The sequence below is a fragment of the Vibrio sp. 11-4(1) genome (assembly GCF_013048625.1).
In the GTDB taxonomy this organism is placed as follows: Bacteria; Pseudomonadota; Gammaproteobacteria; order Enterobacterales; family Vibrionaceae; genus Vibrio; species Vibrio diabolicus.
In genome coordinates this window covers 262,950-283,288 of sequence record NZ_VHSY01000008.1, presented here as the reverse complement: position 1 = coordinate 283,288, position 20,339 = coordinate 262,950, and the positions used below count along the sequence as shown (strand labels likewise).

General features: G+C 44.6%; 12 protein-coding genes. 5 read left to right on the top strand and 7 right to left on the bottom strand.

What is annotated here, in order from left to right; translation table 11 throughout:
- Positions 1-71: 71 nt before the first annotated feature.
- From FKN16_RS18050 to hemL, 5 genes are all read right to left on the bottom strand, one after another.
- Entirely contained in the window at positions 72-1,754 is a 1,683-nt protein-coding gene (locus tag FKN16_RS18050; protein ID WP_005394703.1) for an ABC transporter substrate-binding protein, read from the bottom strand.
- A 778-nt stretch (positions 1,755-2,532) separates the two neighbouring features.
- Positions 2,533-5,919 carry a response regulator gene (locus FKN16_RS18045; RefSeq protein ID WP_048625952.1) on the bottom strand — a complete coding sequence of 1,129 codons (3,387 nt, stop codon included), beginning with the start codon at positions 5,917-5,919 and terminating at the stop codon, positions 2,533-2,535.
- Positions 5,920-6,145: 226 nt separating this feature from the next.
- On the bottom strand, positions 6,146-7,171 hold the full coding sequence (rsmC, locus tag FKN16_RS18040) for a 16S rRNA (guanine(1207)-N(2))-methyltransferase RsmC (protein WP_170903302.1): 1,026 nt from the start codon (positions 7,169-7,171) through the stop codon (positions 6,146-6,148).
- A 76-nt stretch (positions 7,172-7,247) separates the two neighbouring features.
- On the bottom strand, positions 7,248-8,333 hold the full coding sequence (locus tag FKN16_RS18035) for an AI-2E family transporter (RefSeq protein ID WP_048625951.1): 1,086 nt from the start codon (positions 8,331-8,333) through the stop codon (positions 7,248-7,250).
- Positions 8,334-8,679: 346 nt separating this feature from the next.
- Positions 8,680-9,975 carry a glutamate-1-semialdehyde 2,1-aminomutase gene (gene hemL / locus FKN16_RS18030; RefSeq protein WP_170903301.1) on the bottom strand — a complete coding sequence of 432 codons (1,296 nt, stop codon included), beginning with the start codon at positions 9,973-9,975 and terminating at the stop codon, positions 8,680-8,682.
- Positions 9,976-10,221: 246 nt separating this feature from the next.
- On the opposite strand from hemL, the gene erpA reads away from it, so the two are divergent.
- The 3 genes from erpA (at position 10,222) to vmeK (ending at position 14,901) form a co-directional block, all read left to right on the top strand.
- Positions 10,222-10,563, top strand: a complete 342-nt coding sequence (gene erpA / locus FKN16_RS18025) for an iron-sulfur cluster insertion protein ErpA (RefSeq protein ID WP_170903300.1) — start codon at positions 10,222-10,224, stop codon at positions 10,561-10,563.
- A gap of 105 nt (positions 10,564-10,668) precedes the next feature.
- Positions 10,669-11,787: an efflux RND transporter periplasmic adaptor subunit gene (locus FKN16_RS18020; RefSeq protein WP_170903298.1), complete on the top strand. Its 1,119-nt coding sequence runs from the start codon at positions 10,669-10,671 to the stop codon at positions 11,785-11,787.
- A 9-nt stretch (positions 11,788-11,796) separates the two neighbouring features.
- Positions 11,797-14,901, top strand: a complete 3,105-nt coding sequence (vmeK, locus tag FKN16_RS18015) for a multidrug efflux RND transporter permease subunit VmeK (protein WP_170903296.1) — start codon at positions 11,797-11,799, stop codon at positions 14,899-14,901.
- A gap of 65 nt (positions 14,902-14,966) precedes the next feature.
- Here vmeK and FKN16_RS18010 read toward each other — a convergent pair whose 3' ends face one another.
- Positions 14,967-16,259: a peptidoglycan DD-metalloendopeptidase family protein gene (locus FKN16_RS18010; RefSeq protein ID WP_065645536.1), complete on the bottom strand. Its 1,293-nt coding sequence runs from the start codon at positions 16,257-16,259 to the stop codon at positions 14,967-14,969.
- 130 nt (positions 16,260-16,389) lie between these two features.
- On the opposite strand from FKN16_RS18010, the gene tyrS reads away from it, so the two are divergent.
- A complete protein-coding gene (gene tyrS / locus FKN16_RS18005) occupies positions 16,390-17,577 on the top strand; it encodes a tyrosine--tRNA ligase (protein ID WP_170903294.1) in 1,188 nt (395 codons plus the stop codon).
- 418 nt (positions 17,578-17,995) lie between these two features.
- On the top strand, positions 17,996-18,841 hold the full coding sequence (locus FKN16_RS18000) for a magnesium transporter (RefSeq protein WP_170903292.1): 846 nt from the start codon (positions 17,996-17,998) through the stop codon (positions 18,839-18,841).
- On the opposite strand, the gene dacB is transcribed toward FKN16_RS18000, so the two are convergent.
- Positions 18,820-20,241 (bottom strand): serine-type D-Ala-D-Ala carboxypeptidase, encoded by a 1,422-nt coding sequence (gene dacB / locus FKN16_RS17995; protein ID WP_170903290.1) that lies wholly within the window; start codon positions 20,239-20,241, stop codon positions 18,820-18,822. The genes FKN16_RS18000 and dacB overlap by 22 nt on opposite strands.
- Positions 20,242-20,339: the final 98 nt, after the last annotated feature.

Below are 20,339 nucleotides of genomic sequence, written 5' to 3'. Positions count from 1 at the left end.
TATTGGTTTCGTTAACAAGGGATTTTTATAGGCGGCACACGGGATGTATGCCGCTTGAAATGAACTTCTACTTATTTAACTGGTTTTAGGTCCAGCACGTGAAGTAGACGCTCTGGGATACCAGCCCAAATGTTTGGACGGCCCTTAGGATTTTCTTCGTTCCACCAACCAGTGAAGCGAGTTGTGTTGTATTGATACATGTACGCGCCAGATAGCACAGGAATGGTTACTTGGTCCTGAGCAATGATCTTCTGGATACCATGAGCGATTTCTAGCTGTTCTTGCTTATCAGCGGTTTTGTAGAAGCTGTTAAGAAGACCGTCTAACTTATCGTTCTTGTAGAAGTGCATTGCAAAGCGAGGCATACCGTCACCAGACTGTAGCTTCGAGTTGTAGCCGCTGTCCCAGTACAAGTGTGGATCCGCACCGTGGAAGTAGTTGGTGTAAGCAACGTCGTATGTACCTTCTAGCATTGCTTGGTTGTATACCGAGAAATCTGGAGTACGAGCACGTGCTTTAATGCCTACTTCTGCTAGTTGCTCAACAGCTAGTTGTACAGTGTTGTTAAAGTCAGTCCAACCGTTTGGCGATTGAATGAGAAGCTCGAAAGACTTGCCAGATGGTGTATCTACAAAGCCATCTTTGTTTACATCTTTGAAGCCTGCTTTAGCAAGAAGCTTTTTCGCACCTTCGGCGTTGTATGTGTTGTAACCTTTGTACTTGTTGTGCGTCTCTTCGTCAGACCAAGCTTCGAATGCGTAGCCTAGACCTGAAGCGAAGTCATTTACTGTACCGCCACCGTAGAATGCAATGTCGATAATCGTTTGACGGTCTAGCGCCATAGAGAACGCACGACGGAAGTCAACGTTAGTAAGTGCTTCGTTTTTCGCCGCGTCTGGGTTTTTGAAGTTCACTACAAACGCTTGAGTACCCGCTGGTGGGTACCAGTAGTGGTGATTCGGACTTGCTGCAGCGTAAGTACGGTCGATGTCTGGTACGAATGAAGACGTCCAGTCCATTTCGCCGTTAACGATTTTGCCCAAGAATTGGTCGTTGTTCGCGATTTGTGGAACTCGTAGACAGTCTACATCTAGGTTATCAGCATCCCAGTAATTCGGGTTCTCACACTGAATGTATAGTTGCGGTGTAAAAGTGTCGATTTCGGTAAATGGACCACTACCTACTGGATTTTCGTTTGTGAATGTTGCTGGATCTTTCACTTTGCTCCATACGTGCTTAGGTACAACTGGTACTTTCGCAATTTCGTAAGGAACGTTTGAGTTTGCTTCGCTTAGACGGAATTTAACTTTATAGTCGTTAACTTTCTCTACGCCAGTAACCCAAGAGTTGATACCAGATTGGTCTAGCTCTGGCTTCTCTTTAACTAGGTTGAAAGAATAAACTACGTCATCAGCGGTAAACGCTTTGCCGTCAGACCATTTTACGCCCTTACGAATATCGAAGGTCACGCTCATTAGGTCATCAGCCATGGTAAAGTTTTCTGCTAGACGAAATACTGGCGTGTTACCGTGCATTTCGTTAAAAACAACGAGCGGCTCGTAAATAAAGTCGGTTGTTGTGTGCAGGTTAGTTGCACCCAAGAAAGGGTTAAAGTTACGAACGAAAGTTGTAAACTCTTTAGGGTGGATAGTCAGTTCACTGCGTTCAGCCGCAGTAGCTACCGATGCAAAACCTGTAGTAGCCGTTGCAATAATTGCTGTTGCTAGTGCTGTTTTTTTAATATTGGCAAGCATAGCTGTTCCTTACTATTTGCTTTCATTTCACTAAATGGAATTGAATGTCATCAATTGATAAACACTCTCCAAGACCTACCTCTTGTTTATGCATTACTCATTACAATATTGAGTTTCGCCAAGAGTGGCCTGTAGGCCTTAGGCAGGAGTAAGAAAACACCTTATCCATAAAATAATCAAACTCGATTCTCGTTAAAAACGTTAAAATATCGTCACTCTCCGTTATAAACGTTACTTTGGCTAATTTTGACTAGAGATAGACCAAAAAATAAACGTTGATATGCGTCGCAGTTTATATCCTTGTTAATAGTGAGTGTTAGTGATTGCTAACTTATAATCTATTTAAAATAAAAGCCTTCTGATTCTCTTCCTGGTTCGGAGATCTCGCTCACATGCAGAAAATGTGTTAATTAATTAGCTAAAAATTAATCTGCCGTTCTGTTGTGATTGAGTTCGCAATCTCTGTCAATTGTTGGTTAAAAACCGTTTGTTATCTGAAAAATAGTCTCTTTTATCGACAGTTTTCTCTCATTTATTGCTCTTTTTTTATTGTGAAAATGAAGTGTTTTATTCGCTCGATTCAACCTGGTTTGGGTAGGTTATATCGATAGAAGCGTATGTTTGGAATGCCTACCATGGACAACTTTGTCCAGAGGCTTATTCGGCATTTTAATGTGGTAACGGTAGAGAGTCGCTGTATTGTTCGTCTTTAGAGAAAGAGAAGGCTTGGATAATAAAAAGCCCAGCGTATGCGCTGGGCTAGTTTTTTTGATAGGTATTAGCTGGTCAACAGTCGCTGTAGTTTATCTCGTTGAGCTTCGATGTACGCACGCTCAGGACTCTGTTCTTTACAGTGTTCAAGGATGAATTCTATCGAGCTCAACACCGTTCTCCAACGTGGCGTTTTCGGCAGAGTTTCTATACGCATGTATTTATCCAAAGTGCGTGTTTGCAGAGTGCTACGGTCAAGATAAACGCGCCATAAGCCACTTTGTTCGGCAAATGCGAATTTACTTTCACCAGTGACTGACTCCCAATACTCTAAGGCATGTGTCATTGCGTCGACCAGAATTTCTCGCATTAGCTCTTGTTTGTCTTTTTTGTTACCAAGCGCTTTGTCTGCAAGGCGTGTAAACTCTCCACCGAGTTCTTTCAGCTTCTGCAGCTGGTCTTTATCGCCATCAAAAGCATAACTTGAAAGCACCTCTACTGCGGTTTCTAGGTTGTGTATGCGAGCGGCATTGGCTCCTCCGCCAACATTAAAGATATACATGACATCTAAGCCTGAGCCTTCAGGTAGTTTAAGAATGTCTGCTTCGATGTTTTGACGAATATCTTCAATATAGATATCAATCTTGCCACAGTAATGAGGTTGTTTGACGGTCAGATACTTAGGTGCAATCAACTCATCGGCAGATGAACGTTTTAATTGTTCTAAGTTACGCTTGAATAGCTTGCAAGCAGCTTCATTAGCAAACCGGATACGTTTATCTTCACGCAAACAGATAATCGCTTCAGGAGCCGATTCCAGTTGTTCCAACAATCGCCCTTGAGTTTCTAATAAGCTTGCCTCTACAGCCGCTCGTTGGCGAAGTTCAGATTCAAGTATCTTATTCTCCATGTGGCGCATTTCAGCTTGGCTTGCCGTTAAGTGCGCTTGGATGCGCGCAGCTAGCTCTTGTTTATTGAATGGCTTAGATAAATAGTCGTTGGCTCCTGCTTCAAAGCCTCGTACACGATCTTCTGTTTGACTAAGCGCGGTGAGCATAATGATAGGTAGCTCGGCATGGTCATAAGTTTCACGTAATTCACTACAGACTTGATAGCCGCTCATGCCTGGCATCATGATATCCAATAATAGGAGTTCCGGTTTTTCCTGCTCAACGAGTGCTAATGTTTCTGGTCCATCAGAGACGGTACGTACGCGATAGCCCTCTAAACGTAAGAAGCTCTCAAGCACACGCAGGTTTACTGGCTCATCGTCAGCGACATACAGTAACGGGCCGTCTGGATTCTCTGGCAGTGATAAGTCTTCATTGTTCTCTACATCGATTTCAGGAATCTGGAAGTGTCCGTGCGCTGCAAGGGTTTGAGTTGTTTGGATCTCTTCTTCACTGGCAAGTGGTAACGTGAAACTGAAGGTGGTGCCGACCATAGGCTGGCTGCTGACGTATAACGAGCCACCCATCAACTCAATCAATTGACGGCTAATCGAAAGCCCGAGCCCCGCACCTTGACGATAGCGACTTGCGTCTTGTCCTGCTTGGATAAGTGGTTCGAAAATATGTTCAAGATGTTCTGCGGGAATACCTTGCCCAGTATCCACAACTTGCACACGAACATGATCATCAACCACATTGGCGGAGATAACGATTTTACCTTCTGAGGTGTACTTAATCGCATTACCGATCAGGTTATATAACACTTGTTCAAGGCGTTGAGGATCGGCAGACACCGCTTTCAAATCCGCTGGTACTTGGTTGATGATACGGATGGTTTTATTTCCGAGTAAATGGCTGGAAAGCTCTAGTACCAGTCGCGTTGCACTGGCTAAACTCACCGCTGACTTCTGGATATCCATGCTTCCGTAACGCATTTTATGATAATCCAATAAGTCATCAACAAGGTTTGCGAGACGTTGCCCACTTTTAATGATGATATCAAGCTGATATTTTTGGCTAGCAGGAATAGCACCGTTAGCGCCGGACGCTAAAGTCTCAGCGATTCCGACCATGCCGTGCAATGGTGTGCGGAGTTCATGAGAAGTGGTGGCTAAGAACTCATCTTTAAGTTTGTCGGCCAATTGCAGTTCATCATTTTGTTTTTGAATGATCTGTATGTTGCTCTCGAGCTCTTCATTTTGCTTCTTAATGGTTTGAATTTTCTCTCGAATAGAGCGTTGCATTCGTTCAAAACTCAGCGCAAGACGGCCTATTTCATCTTTGCGAACCGTATTAAAGGTGGTGTCATCAAGATCTCCGGCAGACACTTTTTCGGCAGCCCAAGTTAACTTCAGCAACGGAGAAGTAATAAAGTTTGATAAATAATGGGAAGCGATTACCACTAGAATGATGGCGATCAGCATGGCGATAACAAACAGTTTTTCTAGTTGATGAATACGAGCGAAAGCTTCGTTTTCTGGTAATTGCACGACGAGTGCCCAAATAACACCACGCGTTTCAATCGGTGCATAAGCAGCGATGATCTCTTCACCTAAACCGTTCGTGTAAGTGCCGACGCCAAATGCACCAGAGAGTGCTTTATCGATCACTTCTAAGCTGTTCTTAATGTCATCTTGCTTGGTGTTAATTGTGCGAGGTTGGTGATCATTTCCAACCAGTAAGGTGTTAATGGATGACTCTCGGTTGGCGTCTGCGGCTAACTTCGTGATGCCATTATTTGGTAAGCGGAACATAGCATAGCTGTGTAGGTAGCCTTGCTGAACAATTGGAGCACCTAACCAAGCGACTTGTTTACCACCTTCCAGTTCGAAATCAGACACAATCACAGGGGTGTAGTCTTCATTCACCTTACGGCGTTCAGTGACGTCATCAGCTAGACGCTTGAAGGTTTTGCCAAGTGCTGAGTCTTTGTAGGGGCCTGATAATAAGTTTGTTCCGTAGTTATCGTCTTTGTTGATCGAGTAGGTGACATTACCGTTGATATCGACCAGCAAAATATCATTAAAATCAGAGCGCTTGAGGAGCTCCAAGTAGGCCCAGTGGTAACGTTTATGTAAGAGTCGGTAACGTTCACTTCCGACATAGTTGGAAGACTCGGGTAACGTTGACGTTTTGATTTGATCTCCGCTGCCTTCAATGTAGCGCTGTTGGGCATTTTTACGAGATTCTTCAATGTCATTGCCTAAACGACTAAAAGCATTGACGAGACCGTAGAATCGACCACCACTGGCGTAAGCCAGTTCAGAGCGCACAAAGCCCATGACTTCGGTTTCCCGCGCCTCAAAGTAGTCGATAATTTGCTGTTGTTTTGTATCTCGAACAGACAACAAGTGTGAGGTGCTTTGTTCTTGCAGATCTTTACTGTGGGACTGTAGGAAAAAAATCGCAGTAATAGTAAGAGGTGTGATACTGAGCACCAGAAATGCGGTCATCAGTGTACTCTGAAGGCGCTTAAATTTCTGTTTTTTGTAGAATTTAAACATGGATAAGATTACAACTCATAAAGGGCAGTTCTAAAATGTACATCGCTGCCGAGGTTCTCGTTAAAAACGGATAAGATGTTCAACTAGATAGAATTAACAAAATTAACGAGTTTTTTTTCTTTGACAAGAAAGTTAGTTGTAAAGCGTGCAGGGTGACGCAGTTTTTCTTATGAGTGTTGAGTTTTTGAGAAAAAATCGCGCAGGTTTGTACCTGCGCGAGGGAAGATTATGACTTTTTGGCGTAGTAGATAGAAAACTTATTGGTCTTATTTAGCGTCTCGCAATTATTAAACGCTCGCTCAATAATTGGTGGATATTTTAAGAAGCTATTCGCGACAATGAGCATTTCACCATGGTTATCGAGATACTTTGGAGCCTGACCCAAGAGTGTTTCTGCTGCGTTGTAGTTCGTATCTAAACCACTGTGGAAAGGTGGGTTACTGATGATAAAACGATAATCGTCGGCAGTGTCTGAGTAAATATCAGAGGCGAATACATGGCCGGTTAATCCATTGGCTTTTAGTGTGGCTTGACTCGATGTGATGGCATACGCGTTAATGTCACACATCTCAATCGCAATTTCTAGATTGGCTTTTGCCATGAAAGCACCTAACACCCCAGCACCACATCCAAAGTCGAGGACTTTACCTGATAGAGTAGGTAAGGTTTCGAGTAATAGGCGGCTACCTAAATCGAATTCGCCATGACTGAATACTCCAGGCAAACTCTTAACAGTCAGTGATTGCTCACCAAGTGTGACCGTATAGGTTTTAAACCAGTCTGCTTGATTGAACGGCTTTGGTTCATTGAGGCAAGTGCCCCAGTAAAATGAACAGCGACGAGCGGAATCGTATTTATTGACCGGGCCATACTCTTTGAACATCTTCTCGATGCTTTTAACACCTGAGCGGTTTTCGCCAACCACTACAATTTCAGTGTTCACGCCTAGTTTCGCCATCAACATCGCCAGGAGGTATTCGGCTTCGGCTTTGGCTTTAGGCCAGTACAAAAGCACCATGTCTGCTTGTGTCTCAGTATTAAACTCAGAACCAAAATGGCTTTTAACCTTGTTATGAGTGCGAATTTGACGGTAGAAGCTGTAGTTTGATGTGAAGACTTCTACAGATTCACAGTGTTTGGTCAGTTCAAGTGGAAAGAGATCTTCGATTTCACCTGCAACTAAAACATGTTTTCCGTTGAAGTACTCGAGCTGACGCTGAGCTATTTGGCTAGGAGCGATATAAGCAGACATAAATTGGGTTCATCAGAAATAATTTGGGGCAGATTTTCGCACAATCTGCCCCAAGCTTGAAGTGATTAAGCTGTGACTAGCTGTTGTCTTGCTGGTTGAGGAAGTCTTTGAATTCTTCTTCGTAGATATTAAACAGTACCATTGTCACGGCAAAAATCAGTGGACCGTAAATCAGGCCGATCAATCCAAATAAATGCAGACCCCCCAGTAACGAGAAGAAAATCATTAGGGTGTTCATGCCTGCGCTGCCTTGCATTAGCAGCGGACGCAATAGGTTATCAATAGAGCCAACGACGACCACACTCCACACCGTCAAGAATATAGCCCAAGTCATATCGCCTGTTAAGAACAAGTACGCTGCTGCAGGAATCCAGATTAGTGCGGTTCCGACAACTGGAATGAATGATGCAAAGCCCATCATCGTTCCCCAAAATAACCCAGGGAAGCCGGCGAGCCACATACCGATACCGCCAGCCAGACCTTGAGCAATCGCTGTCATGAATGAGCCCATCACGGCTGATTTAGAAACTTGCTCTATCTCTGTCAATATGCGGTCTTCTTGGCTACGTGAGAGTGGCAGAATATGACGAATCGCAGAGATAATTTTGTCGTGGTCACGAAGCAGAAAAAACAGCACAAACAGCATCAGGAAGAAGTTCATTAGGAAGTTGGTGGCGTCTCCTAAAATCTTGGCGCTGATAGCAACTAGGTTAGAGCCAAACGATGTAGCAAATTGACCAATTTTCTCAGCAATGGCTTTTGGCTCGATTTTATCGAAAGGTAAGTACTCATTAACTATAGCTAAACCTTTGATAACAAAAGGATGTTGAAATATATCTTGGATGCCGCCATTAGTGACCCAGTTGTACGTATTTTGTGAAAAAACAGAGCCTTGTTGAACAATGGCTGCAAACACAAATAGCAGTGGGATAACGATAATAAACGTCAAGACGACACATGACAGCAGTGCGGCCATATTGGGGTGCTTGGGAATTTTTCGCTCAAACCATTCGTGTACCGGAAACATGAGCAAAGAAATGATAAAAGCCATCACAATGGAATTGATGTATGGCTCAACCAATAAGTAGCAAGCAAAAGCAGCGGCGAGTAAAGCGACCATTAGCACTCGGTGACTCGACGTTATTTTTACATTATTTGGCATGAGATTAGTCCAACTTACAGGTGACGTTTACGGTTTGCGCCTTCAAAGATGGCGTTGAACCTTTATTACTTTGCACTCTTAACTCTTTCAAGCTTATGACAATGCCGAATTAGAGCAGAGCAATATACCTTGTTATAATGACCACAAATCAGTCGGTTATCAATCAAGAGATGAAGTATGGGTTGTTGCAACGATGATAAAAAGTGTCAAACCGAGAAAAAAGCCAAACGAATACCGTGGTTTGGCATTGTTATTGGTGTTTTAGCAGTATTGGTTATATTGAATTGGCAATAAAAAAGGACCGTGATGGTCCTTTTTTAAATTAGTTATCGCAGCTTTTAAGCGATTATTTTGCTTCTTCTGCAAGAGTTGCAAAACAGCGGTCAGCCGCTTCTAGCGTGGCATCGATTTCTTTTGAACCGTGAGCAAGGGAAGTGAAGCTAGCTTCGAACGCTGAAGGCGCTAGGTAGACACCGTGTTTGAGCATTAAGTGGAAGAAGCGCTTGAAGCGTTCCACATCGCACTTCGTTACGTCTTCGTAGCAAGTCACTTTTTCTTGGTCAGTGAAGAAGAAGCCGAACATGCCGCCCACTTGGTTCACAACCAGAGGAATACCGTGTTTCTCTGCTAGATACTTAAAGCCATCTGCTAGTTGTTTGGTTTTTGAAGCTAGGCGTTTTTCGTTGCCTTCTTCTTTAAGAAGGTTCAAACATGCATAGCCTGCAGCCATTGCGACAGGGTTGCCAGAAAGCGTACCCGCTTGGTAAACCGGACCCGTTGGCGCAACATATTGCATTACTTCTTTACGACCACCGAAAGCACCCACTGGCATACCACCACCGATCACTTTACCCAGTGTCGTTAGGTCTGGCTTGATGTTGTAGTGCGCTTGTGCGCCACCAAGTGCCACACGGAAGCCTGTCATAACTTCATCAAAAATCAGTAGCGCGCCTTCTTGATCACAGATTTCACGTAGACCTTCGTGGAAGCCTTCCACTGGTGGAATACAGTTCATGTTGCCTGCAACTGGCTCAACGATGATACAAGCGATTTCGCCTTTGTTAGCAGCGAAAAGCTCACGTACAGAATCTAGGTCGTTGAATGTTGCTGTTAGCGTGTGCTTAGCAAAATCTGCAGGAACGCCAGGAGAGCTTGGTTGACCAAGAGTCAATGCGCCAGAGCCCGCTTTGACTAGCAAGCTGTCAGCGTGGCCGTGGTAACAACCTTCAAATTTCATGATCTTGTCGCGACCAGTGAAGCCACGTGCAAGGCGAATCGCGCTCATAGTCGCTTCGGTACCAGAACTTACCATGCGGATTTGCTCCATTGATGGAACAAGTTCAGAAACTAACTCTGCCATCGCGATTTCAAGTTCTGTTGGCGCACCGAAGCTGAGGCCACGTTGCGCTGCGTCAATGACGGCTTCGCGGATAACCGCGTGGTTGTGGCCAAGAATCATTGGACCCCAAGAGCCAACGTAATCAATGTACGCTTTACCATCGGCATCAAAAATCAGTGGACCGTCTGCTCGTTCGATAAATAGCGGAGAGCCGCCAACGCCGTTGAATGCACGAACTGGTGAATTGACACCGCCAGGGATGGTTTGCTGAGCTTTTTGATACAGCTCTGATGATTTGGTCATGGGGTTATCCTCTTTTGATTGCTCGGACCAAGTGGAGCGCATTGTACCTAGCTATAATCAAGTTAGAAACGTTTTGCTTAATTTATGTGTTGTTTCGCAGTGTAATCTTATATATCCGCATCTGTTATAAAGAATCGGCGGTGAATACTTGAACGAGTTTGTCAGGTATTGGATAATCGTCTCAATTAGCACAAATTTGACGTCTTGCTTCAGGCTTGACGCATTACACGAGTGAGAGAGGTCTTCGTGAGCGAAGTAAACGTACCATTATCTTTTTCTGACGCAGCAGCATCTCGCGTTAAAGCATTGATTGCTGAAGAAGAAAACCCAACATTGAAACTGCGCGTATACATTACTGGTGGCGGCTGTAGCGGCTTCCAATACGGCTTTACTTTTGATGAAAATGTAAACGAAGGCGATACGACAATCGTAAACAGTGGTGTAACGCTGGTTGTAGACCCTATGAGTCTGCAATATCTCGTTGGCGGCATTGTTGACTACACAGAAGGGTTAGAAGGAGCGCGCTTCTTTGTAAACAACCCAAATGCAACGACAACATGTGGTTGTGGTGCATCGTTCAGTGTGTAATTAACACCAATCAGGCAGCCAGTGGCTGCCTGAACTTTACGTAGAAGGATGTCACGTAAAGTCGCTCTCGCAGAATATGCAGAGAAATAATAAAAAGGACTTTATATGTCTGGATCGTCTTTCGGACGTCGCATTGTCGAGCGCCCGTGGCTAGTATCTCTTATCCTCATATTGCTTCTTGTTGCATGGTTGGCAATCGGTCAACTGAAAGCACAAGATGATAATCTCAATTCTTCATCCTCTTCAACGAACACCACGCCACTTGCAAAGGTGATGTTCGACACCTTTATTGCTGAACCCACAAGTAAAACCATCGAACTGTATGGGCGGACTGCACCCAATCGTCAAGCGCGCCTTGGCGCTGAAGTCGCCGGTAAAATAGTCAGCCTCAATATAGAAAAAGGTCAAACAGTCAAGCTGGGGCAAGTGATCGCAAGCATCGACAAGCGCGATCTTGGTATTCAGCTCAAGCGGGCTCAGGCGATGCTGTTGGTTAAAGAGAAAGAGTTTAATGCAGCTAAATCGCTAAAAAGTCGCGGACTACAGGGCGAAGTTGCGTTTGCGACAGCACAAGCGGCATTGGTGGATGCTCGAGCGAATTTGAGCAACGTGCAAACGGCATTAAGAAATACCGAGGTGAAAGCACCATTCGATGGCATTGTTGATCACCACTTTGTTGAGTTAGGCGACTTTGTAGGGATTGGCGATCCTATTGCGACGGTCATTGATTTGGACACTTTGGTGATTGAAGCTGATGTCAGTGAGCGGCATATACAATACCTTAAGGAAGGTCTACAAGCCGATGTAAGAACCATTAACCAACAGCATTATCAAGGTCGGGTACGCTACATTGGGCGTGTTTCTTCTGCTTCTACTAACACCTTTCCAATTGAAATCGAAATTGATAACCAAGACGCAAGAATTCCGGCCGGTATGAGCGCTGAAGTACAGTTGCCGTTGAGTGAAGTGTTAGCGGTAAAGATTACGGCTGCAATGCTAGCACTCGATGAAGAAGGTAATTTAGGCGTTAAAACACTGCGTAATGAGCATGTTGAATTTGTTCCGATTCAGCTCGTTAAGGCCGAGGATGATGGTGTTTGGCTCTCTGGGTTAGGAGAGCGAGCCGATATTATCGTACTGGGGCAAGGGTTTGTACGCGATGGCGATCAAGTACTGGCCAACAAAGTTGATGACGTAGTTGTTGAAGCGGCTAGTGAGCAGTAAGGAGCACCTATGTACACTCTGATTGATGCTGCGTTATCTCGCGCTCGCACTATGCTGACATTATTGGTGATGATCTTAATTGCCGGTGTCATTACTTACGTCACTATCCCCAAGGAATCGAGCCCTGATATTACCATTCCTATTATCTACGTTTCCGTTGGACATCAAGGCATTTCTCCCGTCGATGCCGAGCGTTTATTAGTTCGCCCAATAGAGCAAGAGTTGCGCTCTATTGAAGGCGTAAAAGAGATGACCTCTGTGGCATCAGAAGGTCATGCTTCGGTGACGCTGGAATTTAGTGTTGGAGTGGATCTTGATAAAGCGATGGCAGATGTCCGAGACGCCGTTGACCTTGCGAAGCCAAAATTGCCAGAGGACAGTGATGAGCCAACGGTAAACGAAGTCACGTTTGCATCTGAAGAGCCTGTTTTGACCGTTGTGCTCTATGGCACCGTACCAGAGCGAACCATTGTTCAGATTGCTAGAACGTTACGTGATCGCTTGGAAAGTTTCCGTCAGATTCTTGAGGTTGAAATCGCAGGAGATCGCGAAGACATCGTGGAGATAGTTGTCGATCCACTATTAATGGAAAGCTACGGTCTCGATCAAGCGGATATCTATAATTTAATCGCCTTGAATAACCGGGTTGTGGCAGCGGGGTTTGTCGATACTGGGTATGGACGCTTTTCGGTAAAAGTCCCATCGGTTTTTGATTCACTGAAAGATGTGCTTGAACTACCGATCAAGGTGAATGGCAAAGAGGTGATCACTTTTGGCGATGTGGCGACAGTACGACGTGCATTTCGCGACCCTGAAAGTTTTGCTCGTTTAGATGGTGAGCCTGCCATTGTGCTTGACGTGAAAAAGCGTGCGGGCGAGAACATTATTGAAACCGTAGCGTTAGTCAAAGAGGTGATTGCTCAAGGACAACTGCGAGCGGAGTGGCCAAGTAATTTGCAAGTTAAATACACTTGGGATCAATCCGACGATGTCAAATTGATGCTCAGTGATCTACAAAACAATATCTTATCCGCAATTATCCTCGTAGTTATCGTCATTATCGCCATATTGGGGGTTAGGACCGCGCTTCTCGTAGGTATTTCTATTCCGGGATCGTTCTTGACTGGGTTGTTGGTGTTATCGGTATTTGGGTTGACGGTCAATATCGTCGTACTGTTTGCCTTAATTATGGCGGTGGGCATGTTGGTGGATGGTGCCATTGTGGTGACAGAGTTTGCTGACAGGCGCATGCAAGAAGGTACACCTCGTAAAGAAGCCTATCGAGATGCAGCAAAGCGGATGGCATGGCCAATTACCGCATCCACTGCAACCACATTGGCTGCGTTTGCTCCGTTACTTTTCTGGCCAGACATCACAGGTGAGTTCATGAAGTACTTACCACTTACTTTAATTGCTACCTTGGCCGCTTCGCTGATGATGGCTTTACTGTTCGTTCCTGTCATCGGTGGGATCATTGGCAAGCCTCAAGTAGTCAATCAGAAAGCTCAGCGAGAAATGGTTGAGCTGCATAACGGCAACTTTGAAAAAGCGACAGGCATTACCAAGCTTTATTACCAGACTCTGTCGGTGGCGATTCGTCACCCATGGAAAGTATTACTCAGCGCGATACTGCTAGCGGCAGGTGTCGGTTTTACCTACAACAAAGCTGGCTTGGGCGCAGAGTTTTTCCCTGAAGTGGACCCTGCCTTTTTTACCGTTAAAGTTCGCTCTTATGGTGACCTGTCTATTCACGAAAAAGACGTTGTTATGCGCGAAATCGAGAAGGTGATGCTCGGTCATGACGAGTTTGAAAGTGTCTACACGCGTACAGGCTCCAGTGATAATGGGGATGAAATCGGCCAGATTCAGATAACACCTGTGGATTGGCAGTATCGACGCAAAGTGAAAACCATTATTGAAGAGCTAAAAGAGACCACAGATCGCTTTTATGGTGTTGAACTTGAGTATAAATTCCCGGACGCAGGACCGCCTGTTGAGCATGATCTCGTGATTGAAGTGTCATCGCGAAACTTGAGTGTTAGTGCGTTAGATGAAGCGGCCAAACAAGTCCGACACTGGGCTGATGGTAATTCTGCACTGACCAATTTGAGTGATACCACTAATAAGGAAGGGATTGATTGGCAAATTGATATCCAGCGAGATGACGCCTCTCGCTTTGCAGCGGATGCGACCTTAGTCGGGAATACTGTTCAGTTTGTTACAAACGGTTTGAAAATAGGCGATTATTTGCCCGATGATGCGGATGAAGAAGTCGATATTTTGGTACGCTATCCACAAGATAAGCGCGATATTGGTCGATTTGACCAACTGAGAGTGAAAACGGCAGCTGGTCTGGTACCGATTACGAATTTTGCTCAAATCAAACCAGATCATAAGCAAGACACCATTCGTCGGGTCGACGGTCATCGAGTTATCAATATTAAAGCGGATATGGTGGAAGGTTACAATTTGGCGCTTGAGTTACCTAAGATTGCCGCTGGAATGGAACAGCTCGACTTACCGGAAGGCATTGAATATAAGATTCGGGGTCAAAATGAAGAGCAGGAAAACTCATCAGCATTCTTGCAAAATGCTTTTATTGTCGCGCTTGGTGTGATGGCTCTGATTTTAATTACGCAGTTTAATAGCTTTTATCAAGCTTTCTTAATCCTCAGTGCTGTGTTGTTTTCTACCGTTGGGGTCTTTGCTGGATTGCTTATTTTCCAAAAGCCATTTGGCATCATTATGTCGGGAATTGGAGTGATTGCGTTGGCTGGTATCGTGGTAAACAACAATATTGTTTTAATCGATACTTATAATCAGATGCGTAAACGTGGTTTAGAAAAATCTGAGGCTATTTTGCGCACAGGTGTGCAGCGTTTAAGACCCGTTTTACTCACGACGGTGACCACCATACTAGGCTTATTGCCAATGGTGCTAGAAATGAACATCGACTTAGTTAACCAAAAAGTGGAATTTGGCGCGCCAAGCACTCAATGGTGGTCTCAACTTGCGACGGCTGTCGCGGGTGGATTGGCGTTTGCGACTTTGCTAACACTGGTTCTGACACCATGCTTGCTCATGCTCGGGAGAGAGCATCACTCCGAAAAGTAAGCTTCATCGTAATGATATTAAAGAAACAAAAAGGGCAGCTGAGCTGCCCTTTTCAATACATCAATTTACTTCATTGCTAACAGTTTGCTGTAGCGCTCAAGTTTGTCCATGCTAATTTTTGCGTTTGCCATGAAAGTTTGTCTTGCTTTGCCTGTTAGGGATTTAGATTGTGGCAAATTCACCGTACGCGGGTTTTTGTGGACACCATTCACAAGGAACTCATAGTGCAAGTGAGGGCCTGTTACACGACCTGTTCCGCCAAGCGTACCAATGGTTTGACCTTGCTTAACGCGTTGACCAGCTCGTACTGTACGTTTAGTTAAGTGCAGGTACTTGGTAATGTAAGTATTGCTATGTTTAATGAAAACGTAGTTACCATTAAATTTGTTGTAAGACGATTTTTGAACGACACCATCGCCAGCCGCCCAAATCGGGGTGCCCACTGGTGCCGCATAGTCCGTGCCTCTATGAGGACGAACGCGTCCCGTTACAGGGTGTAAGCGGCGTGGGTTGAAGTTAGACGAAACTCGACGGAAATCCAACGGCGCGCGCAAGAACGCTTTTTTCATTGCTCGTCCATTTTCGTCGTAATACTTGCCACTTTTCTGATCCAGTATTGCGGTGAAGGTATCGCCTTGGTTTTTAAAGATCGCAGCAATGATTTTTCCACGACCGATTACTTCACCTTCTACCACTTCCTCTTGGTAAAGCACTCGGAAGCTGTCGTTTTTACGAATATCTAAAGCAAAGTCGATGTCCCAACCAAATATGCCAGCCAGTTCCATGATTTGGTTACCATTTAATCCAGAAGATATTCCCGCATTCCAAAAGTTTGATTTGATGGTGGCTTCAGCGTAGTTGTACTGGAAGTCGACTTCTTTTTTATCGACTTCTGAGACGTATTTGCCGTCTTTTAACGTGATACGAAAAGTTTCGAATGCGCTTAATGTTCTTCTTAACTGTACTAAGTCGTTGTTTTCATCAAAACCGAATTGCAATCGATCGCCAGGTCGAAGTCGGGTTAATTGCTTTTCCACTTCTTTGTCTGATGAGACAAGCTCATGCAATAGACGGGCAGAAAGCCCCACGCGACTAAACAAGATGGCGGCACTCTCACCATTTTTCACTTTGTACGTTTCCCAACGCAGTACAGCGGAGGACGCTGGAGACGAACTGTTTAGTGCACTGAGTTCTAGGGAAACTGGCACAGGATAATGTTGACCAACTTTTAATCGGCTCTGCTGTGGGTCTAGGTCTTGCGGATCAGGTAAAAAGAAGAGCGCGAAGATAATCAGCGCACTAAAAAAACCGATCAATACTTTGTGCAAGAGTGGAAGTCGGACAAAAATCGAATGCATGAGGTACTTGATTGCTAAATTAAACGGAAAAATTCACAACTACCTAGTCTAACGTGTTTCAAAATGCATCGCTATTCAAGTAATATGTTCAGCTATTATATTTTTGCCAAATCTGTGGGAGTGAACAAGAATGGCGAGCATTGAAGCTGCACTAGCCGAGATTAAGCGCGGTGTTGAAGAGCTGATTCCAGAAGAAGAGCTTATCGCAAAACTAAAAGAAGACCGTCCTCTACGTATTAAATTGGGTGCGGATCCTACGGCTCCAGATATTCACCTAGGTCATACGGTTATTTTCAATAAGCTTCGCTTGTTCCAAGAGCTAGGTCATGAGGTGACGTTCCTAATTGGTGACTTCACTGCAATGGTTGGTGACCCAACAGGTAAAAACACAACACGTCCACCGCTAAGCCGCGAAGACGTATTGCGTAATGCAGAAACTTACAAAGAGCAGGTATTCAAAATTTTAGACCCTGCAAAAACTAAGATTCAGTTCAACTCTGATTGGTTATCTGAGCTTGGTGCAGAAGGTATGATTCGTCTTGCTGCAAACCAAACCGTTGCTCGTATGCTAGAACGTGATGACTTTAAAAAGCGTTACGCGGGTGGTCAGCCAATTGCTATTCATGAGTTCATGTACCCACTTCTACAAGGTTGGGACTCAGTAGCAATGGAAACTGACGTTGAGCTTGGTGGTACTGACCAGAAGTTCAACCTGCTAATGGGTCGTGAACTGCAAAAGTCTCACGGTCAAAAACCACAGGTTGTACTGATGATGCCTCTTCTAGTGGGCCTTGATGGCGAGAAGAAGATGTCTAAGTCAGCAAACAACTACATCGGTATCAGCGAAGCGCCAAGCGAAATGTTTGGTAAAATCATGTCTATTTCTGATGACCTAATGTGGAGCTACTACGAGCTGCTATCTTTCCGTCCTCTGGAAGAGATTGCTCAATTCAAAGCTGATGTAGAAGCGGGGAAAAACCCTCGTGACATCAAAGTATTGCTAGCAAGAGAAATTATTGCTCGTTTCCACAGTGAAGCTGATGCAGATGCGGCAGAGCAAGAATTCGTAAACCGTTTTGCGAAGAACCAAATTCCTGATGAAATGCCAGAATTTGATTTTGATGCAGGTCGCCCAGTGAGCAATCTGTTGAAAGAAGCGGGCTTATGCCCATCATCGTCAGATGCGATGCGTATGGTTAAGCAGGGCGCTGTGAAGATAGACGGTGAAAAAATTGCGGACAGCAAATTTGCTCCAGCAGCGGGTACTTACGTGTTCCAAGTAGGCAAACGTAAATTTGCACGTATTACTATTCAGTAATCAATAATCGCTGCAAATGAAAGCGCCTGATGGGCGCTTTTTTTGTATAAAAATTTAGCGAAAAAGACAAAGTAAAACTTCCAAACATGTTGAACTTTGCTACTATACTCACGCTGCCAATAATGGCAGCGTTATCGGAGATTTACATGAACAATACCGACCATCCTCCCAGTCGTTGGGTGAGTAAGATCAAGGGAGCGAAATAACCCGCTTCGGTATTGGCGATCTCCGCCTTACCTAAGTGGTGAGGCATCTTTTCTAATTTTCTTCTCGTTATTTCCTTCATACATTCTGAATAGACAGTGCATCCGCATTGGTTTTCTCTGTGCATCTTAATTGTTGTGTGACTTTAAGTATGCAAGATTGACTTTGCGTGCCTTGTCGATGGTCGTTACCAATGCCAATCGGGAGATTCGCCATGACGGTAATGAACAACACTTTTATTGAAACAACACCAAACTTTTCTGAAGTAGAAATTGGTGCAGCTCGCAATGCATTTTTGCAGTATGAGCAAGAGCAACAAATCCATTTGCTTACGATCATGCCGATTGATGAGGCGGTAGGTATTTTGCAGCATTGCTCTGTCGGTTATGTGAATAGTCTTATTGCTCAACTTGAGCAAGCAGGCCATGACAAACGCGCACGTCATTATGCTCACCAATTAGGTTTGCATATGTCTGAAGTTGATACCCCTGATGGTTATTTATCGACTAGTGTTTTGGGGCACGTGAAGCAGCGTATTGGGTGGATCATTGCACTGGCCCTTTTAGGGATTGTGTCGGGTTTGATCATTGCTCAGTATGAAGACACCCTTAGCCAGCTCGTTTTGCTTGCGGTGTACATGCCTGTGATCGCTGCGGCTGGTGGTAATACAGGAACACAAGCTGCAACTTTGGTGATTCGTGCTCTTGCAACTGGAGAGCTAAAAAAACGCCAATGGTTAGAAGTTTTGTGGAAAGAGAGCCGCGTTGCTCTATTTATTGCGTTAGCTATCGCTATCGTGATGATTGGACGCATTATGTTATTTAGTGCCGGTCAATCAACAGGGGGCTTTGAACTTACCGATATCGCACTGGCAATAGCAGTTGCGCTGTTCATTCAAGTCACCATTTCTACAACATTGGGCGGGCTGTTGCCAATTATTGCACGAGCTTGCAAGTTGGACCCAGCCGTATTGGTGAGTCCAGTTCTTGCGTCTATCGTCGATATTTCAGGAATGTGGATTTACTTTAACGTGGTGAACTATTTCTTAGGTATTGCCTGACTAAAGTTCACAATATCACTATAAAAAAGCTGCTCAAAATGTGTAATAGGGGCGATGACAGGTTTGTTATCGTCCCTTTTTTCTGGGAAGTAGTCTGAAACAAACTGAACAAAAACGGTATTAGGTTGACCATTTTTATCCAAGCCATATCCGGCCATGTTGTAAGTTCCGTAGAGGGAGCCGCTTTTGGCGATCAATTGTCCTTTAATTGGCAACTTTCGCATACTTTGTCGGTACTTTAGTGTGCCTGACTCACCTGACTTCGGCATGATGGCGATCAGTTTAAGCTCGTCTTCGTGCTTCCAAATATAACGAAGAATTTCCGCCATTTTGGTGGCGGAGATACGATTGTTTCGTGAAAGTCCTGAGCCGTCTTCTAGGCGCGCATTACGAATATCAATACCAGTGTTGGCGAAAATGATCTGCTTGATCGCCTCTGTACCGTTGGCAAAGCTACCTGACTGAACAAAAAACTTAGCGCCAAGTGTTTTGGTTAATGTATCTGCAATCAAGTTATCAGAGTTTTTAAGCATCTCTTCCAGAATGTCTGGTAATGCCTCTGATTGATGCATGGCGATTGGCTTGCGCTGTTTTTCCGGAGCCGAACCGATCCTAATCTTTCCTGATAACTCAATATTGAGCTGCTTAAGCAAAGCTGCCAATCTATGGCTGGTATAAAGTTCGGGATCTTGAACGGCAAATTTAAGTGGCAATGGTTTCTCCCTCTCAACTAAGCATCCAGTTAGCTTGTAGTTGTTATCAGGGTTTGCGACTAAGCCTAAATCGCAATGACGACTTTTCTTAATCGTTTTAGAAACGGTCTCGACAGTACTTGTTACACGAATAGGTTGATGCTCAGGTACGTAGACTCGAGTCCCACCGTCTTTTTGCGTATAGATAGAAGCCTGCACGCAGTTGTTATTGAGTGTGATGGTCGATGCCGGAGCGCTGTAGCAAACTCCCAAGATATCCCACGGCCAGCCCACTGCACGGTTGTAACCAGTGAATGCGCTGTTATCGAGCCATAAGTCACCGTCAATACGTTTTAAACCATTTTTCTTGGCTAGGGTAAGAAGTGATTTTAAATCGTTGGTTTGGAGCGTTGGATCGCCGACAAAGTAAATCACTGCGTCTGAGCTCGACGCTTCTAGCTTGGTTCGAAAGTGGAAGTTATCACCCAGCTCTAACTTCGCCGCTAATGCTGTGACGATTTTTAATGTACTGGCTGGTGGGAACAGTTGTTCGGTAGGATGAACACCGTCAAGTTCAGCATTCTCACTGAGTTTTTCCGCGACTAAACTGATGCGAGAGCCTTCCGGCAACACTTCTTGATGAGGGTACGCTTGTGAAAAAGCAGAAAGTAATGAAGAGAATATGAGCAAGGGCCAACGTAAACGCATAATGATACTTTCTAAGGTGAGTTATGTGATTGAGTATACGCAAGTCCTTTCAATATGCTAGGTAACTAAAGAAATGCTTTATATGTCATCAGGAATGA

What these genes read in the sequence shown, in the direction of transcription:
- vmeK (WP_170903296.1), top strand. Translation starts at nt 11,797, where the DNA reads ATGTACACTCTGATTGATGCTGCGTTATCTCGCGCTCGCACTATGCTG.
- dacB (WP_170903290.1), bottom strand. Translation starts at nt 20,241, where the DNA reads ATGCGTTTACGTTGGCCCTTGCTCATATTCTCTTCATTACTTTCTGCT.
- FKN16_RS18035 (WP_048625951.1), bottom strand. Translation starts at nt 8,333, where the DNA reads ATGCCAAATAATGTAAAAATAACGTCGAGTCACCGAGTGCTAATGGTC.
- tyrS (WP_170903294.1), top strand. Translation starts at nt 16,390, where the DNA reads ATGGCGAGCATTGAAGCTGCACTAGCCGAGATTAAGCGCGGTGTTGAA.
- FKN16_RS18000 (WP_170903292.1), top strand. Translation starts at nt 17,996, where the DNA reads ATGACGGTAATGAACAACACTTTTATTGAAACAACACCAAACTTTTCT.
- hemL (WP_170903301.1), bottom strand. Translation starts at nt 9,975, where the DNA reads ATGACCAAATCATCAGAGCTGTATCAAAAAGCTCAGCAAACCATCCCT.
- FKN16_RS18020 (WP_170903298.1), top strand. Translation starts at nt 10,669, where the DNA reads ATGTCTGGATCGTCTTTCGGACGTCGCATTGTCGAGCGCCCGTGGCTA.
- FKN16_RS18010 (WP_065645536.1), bottom strand. Translation starts at nt 16,259, where the DNA reads ATGCATTCGATTTTTGTCCGACTTCCACTCTTGCACAAAGTATTGATC.
- FKN16_RS18045 (WP_048625952.1), bottom strand. Translation starts at nt 5,919, where the DNA reads ATGTTTAAATTCTACAAAAAACAGAAATTTAAGCGCCTTCAGAGTACA.
- rsmC (WP_170903302.1), bottom strand. Translation starts at nt 7,171, where the DNA reads ATGTCTGCTTATATCGCTCCTAGCCAAATAGCTCAGCGTCAGCTCGAG.
- FKN16_RS18050 (WP_005394703.1), bottom strand. Translation starts at nt 1,754, where the DNA reads ATGCTTGCCAATATTAAAAAAACAGCACTAGCAACAGCAATTATTGCA.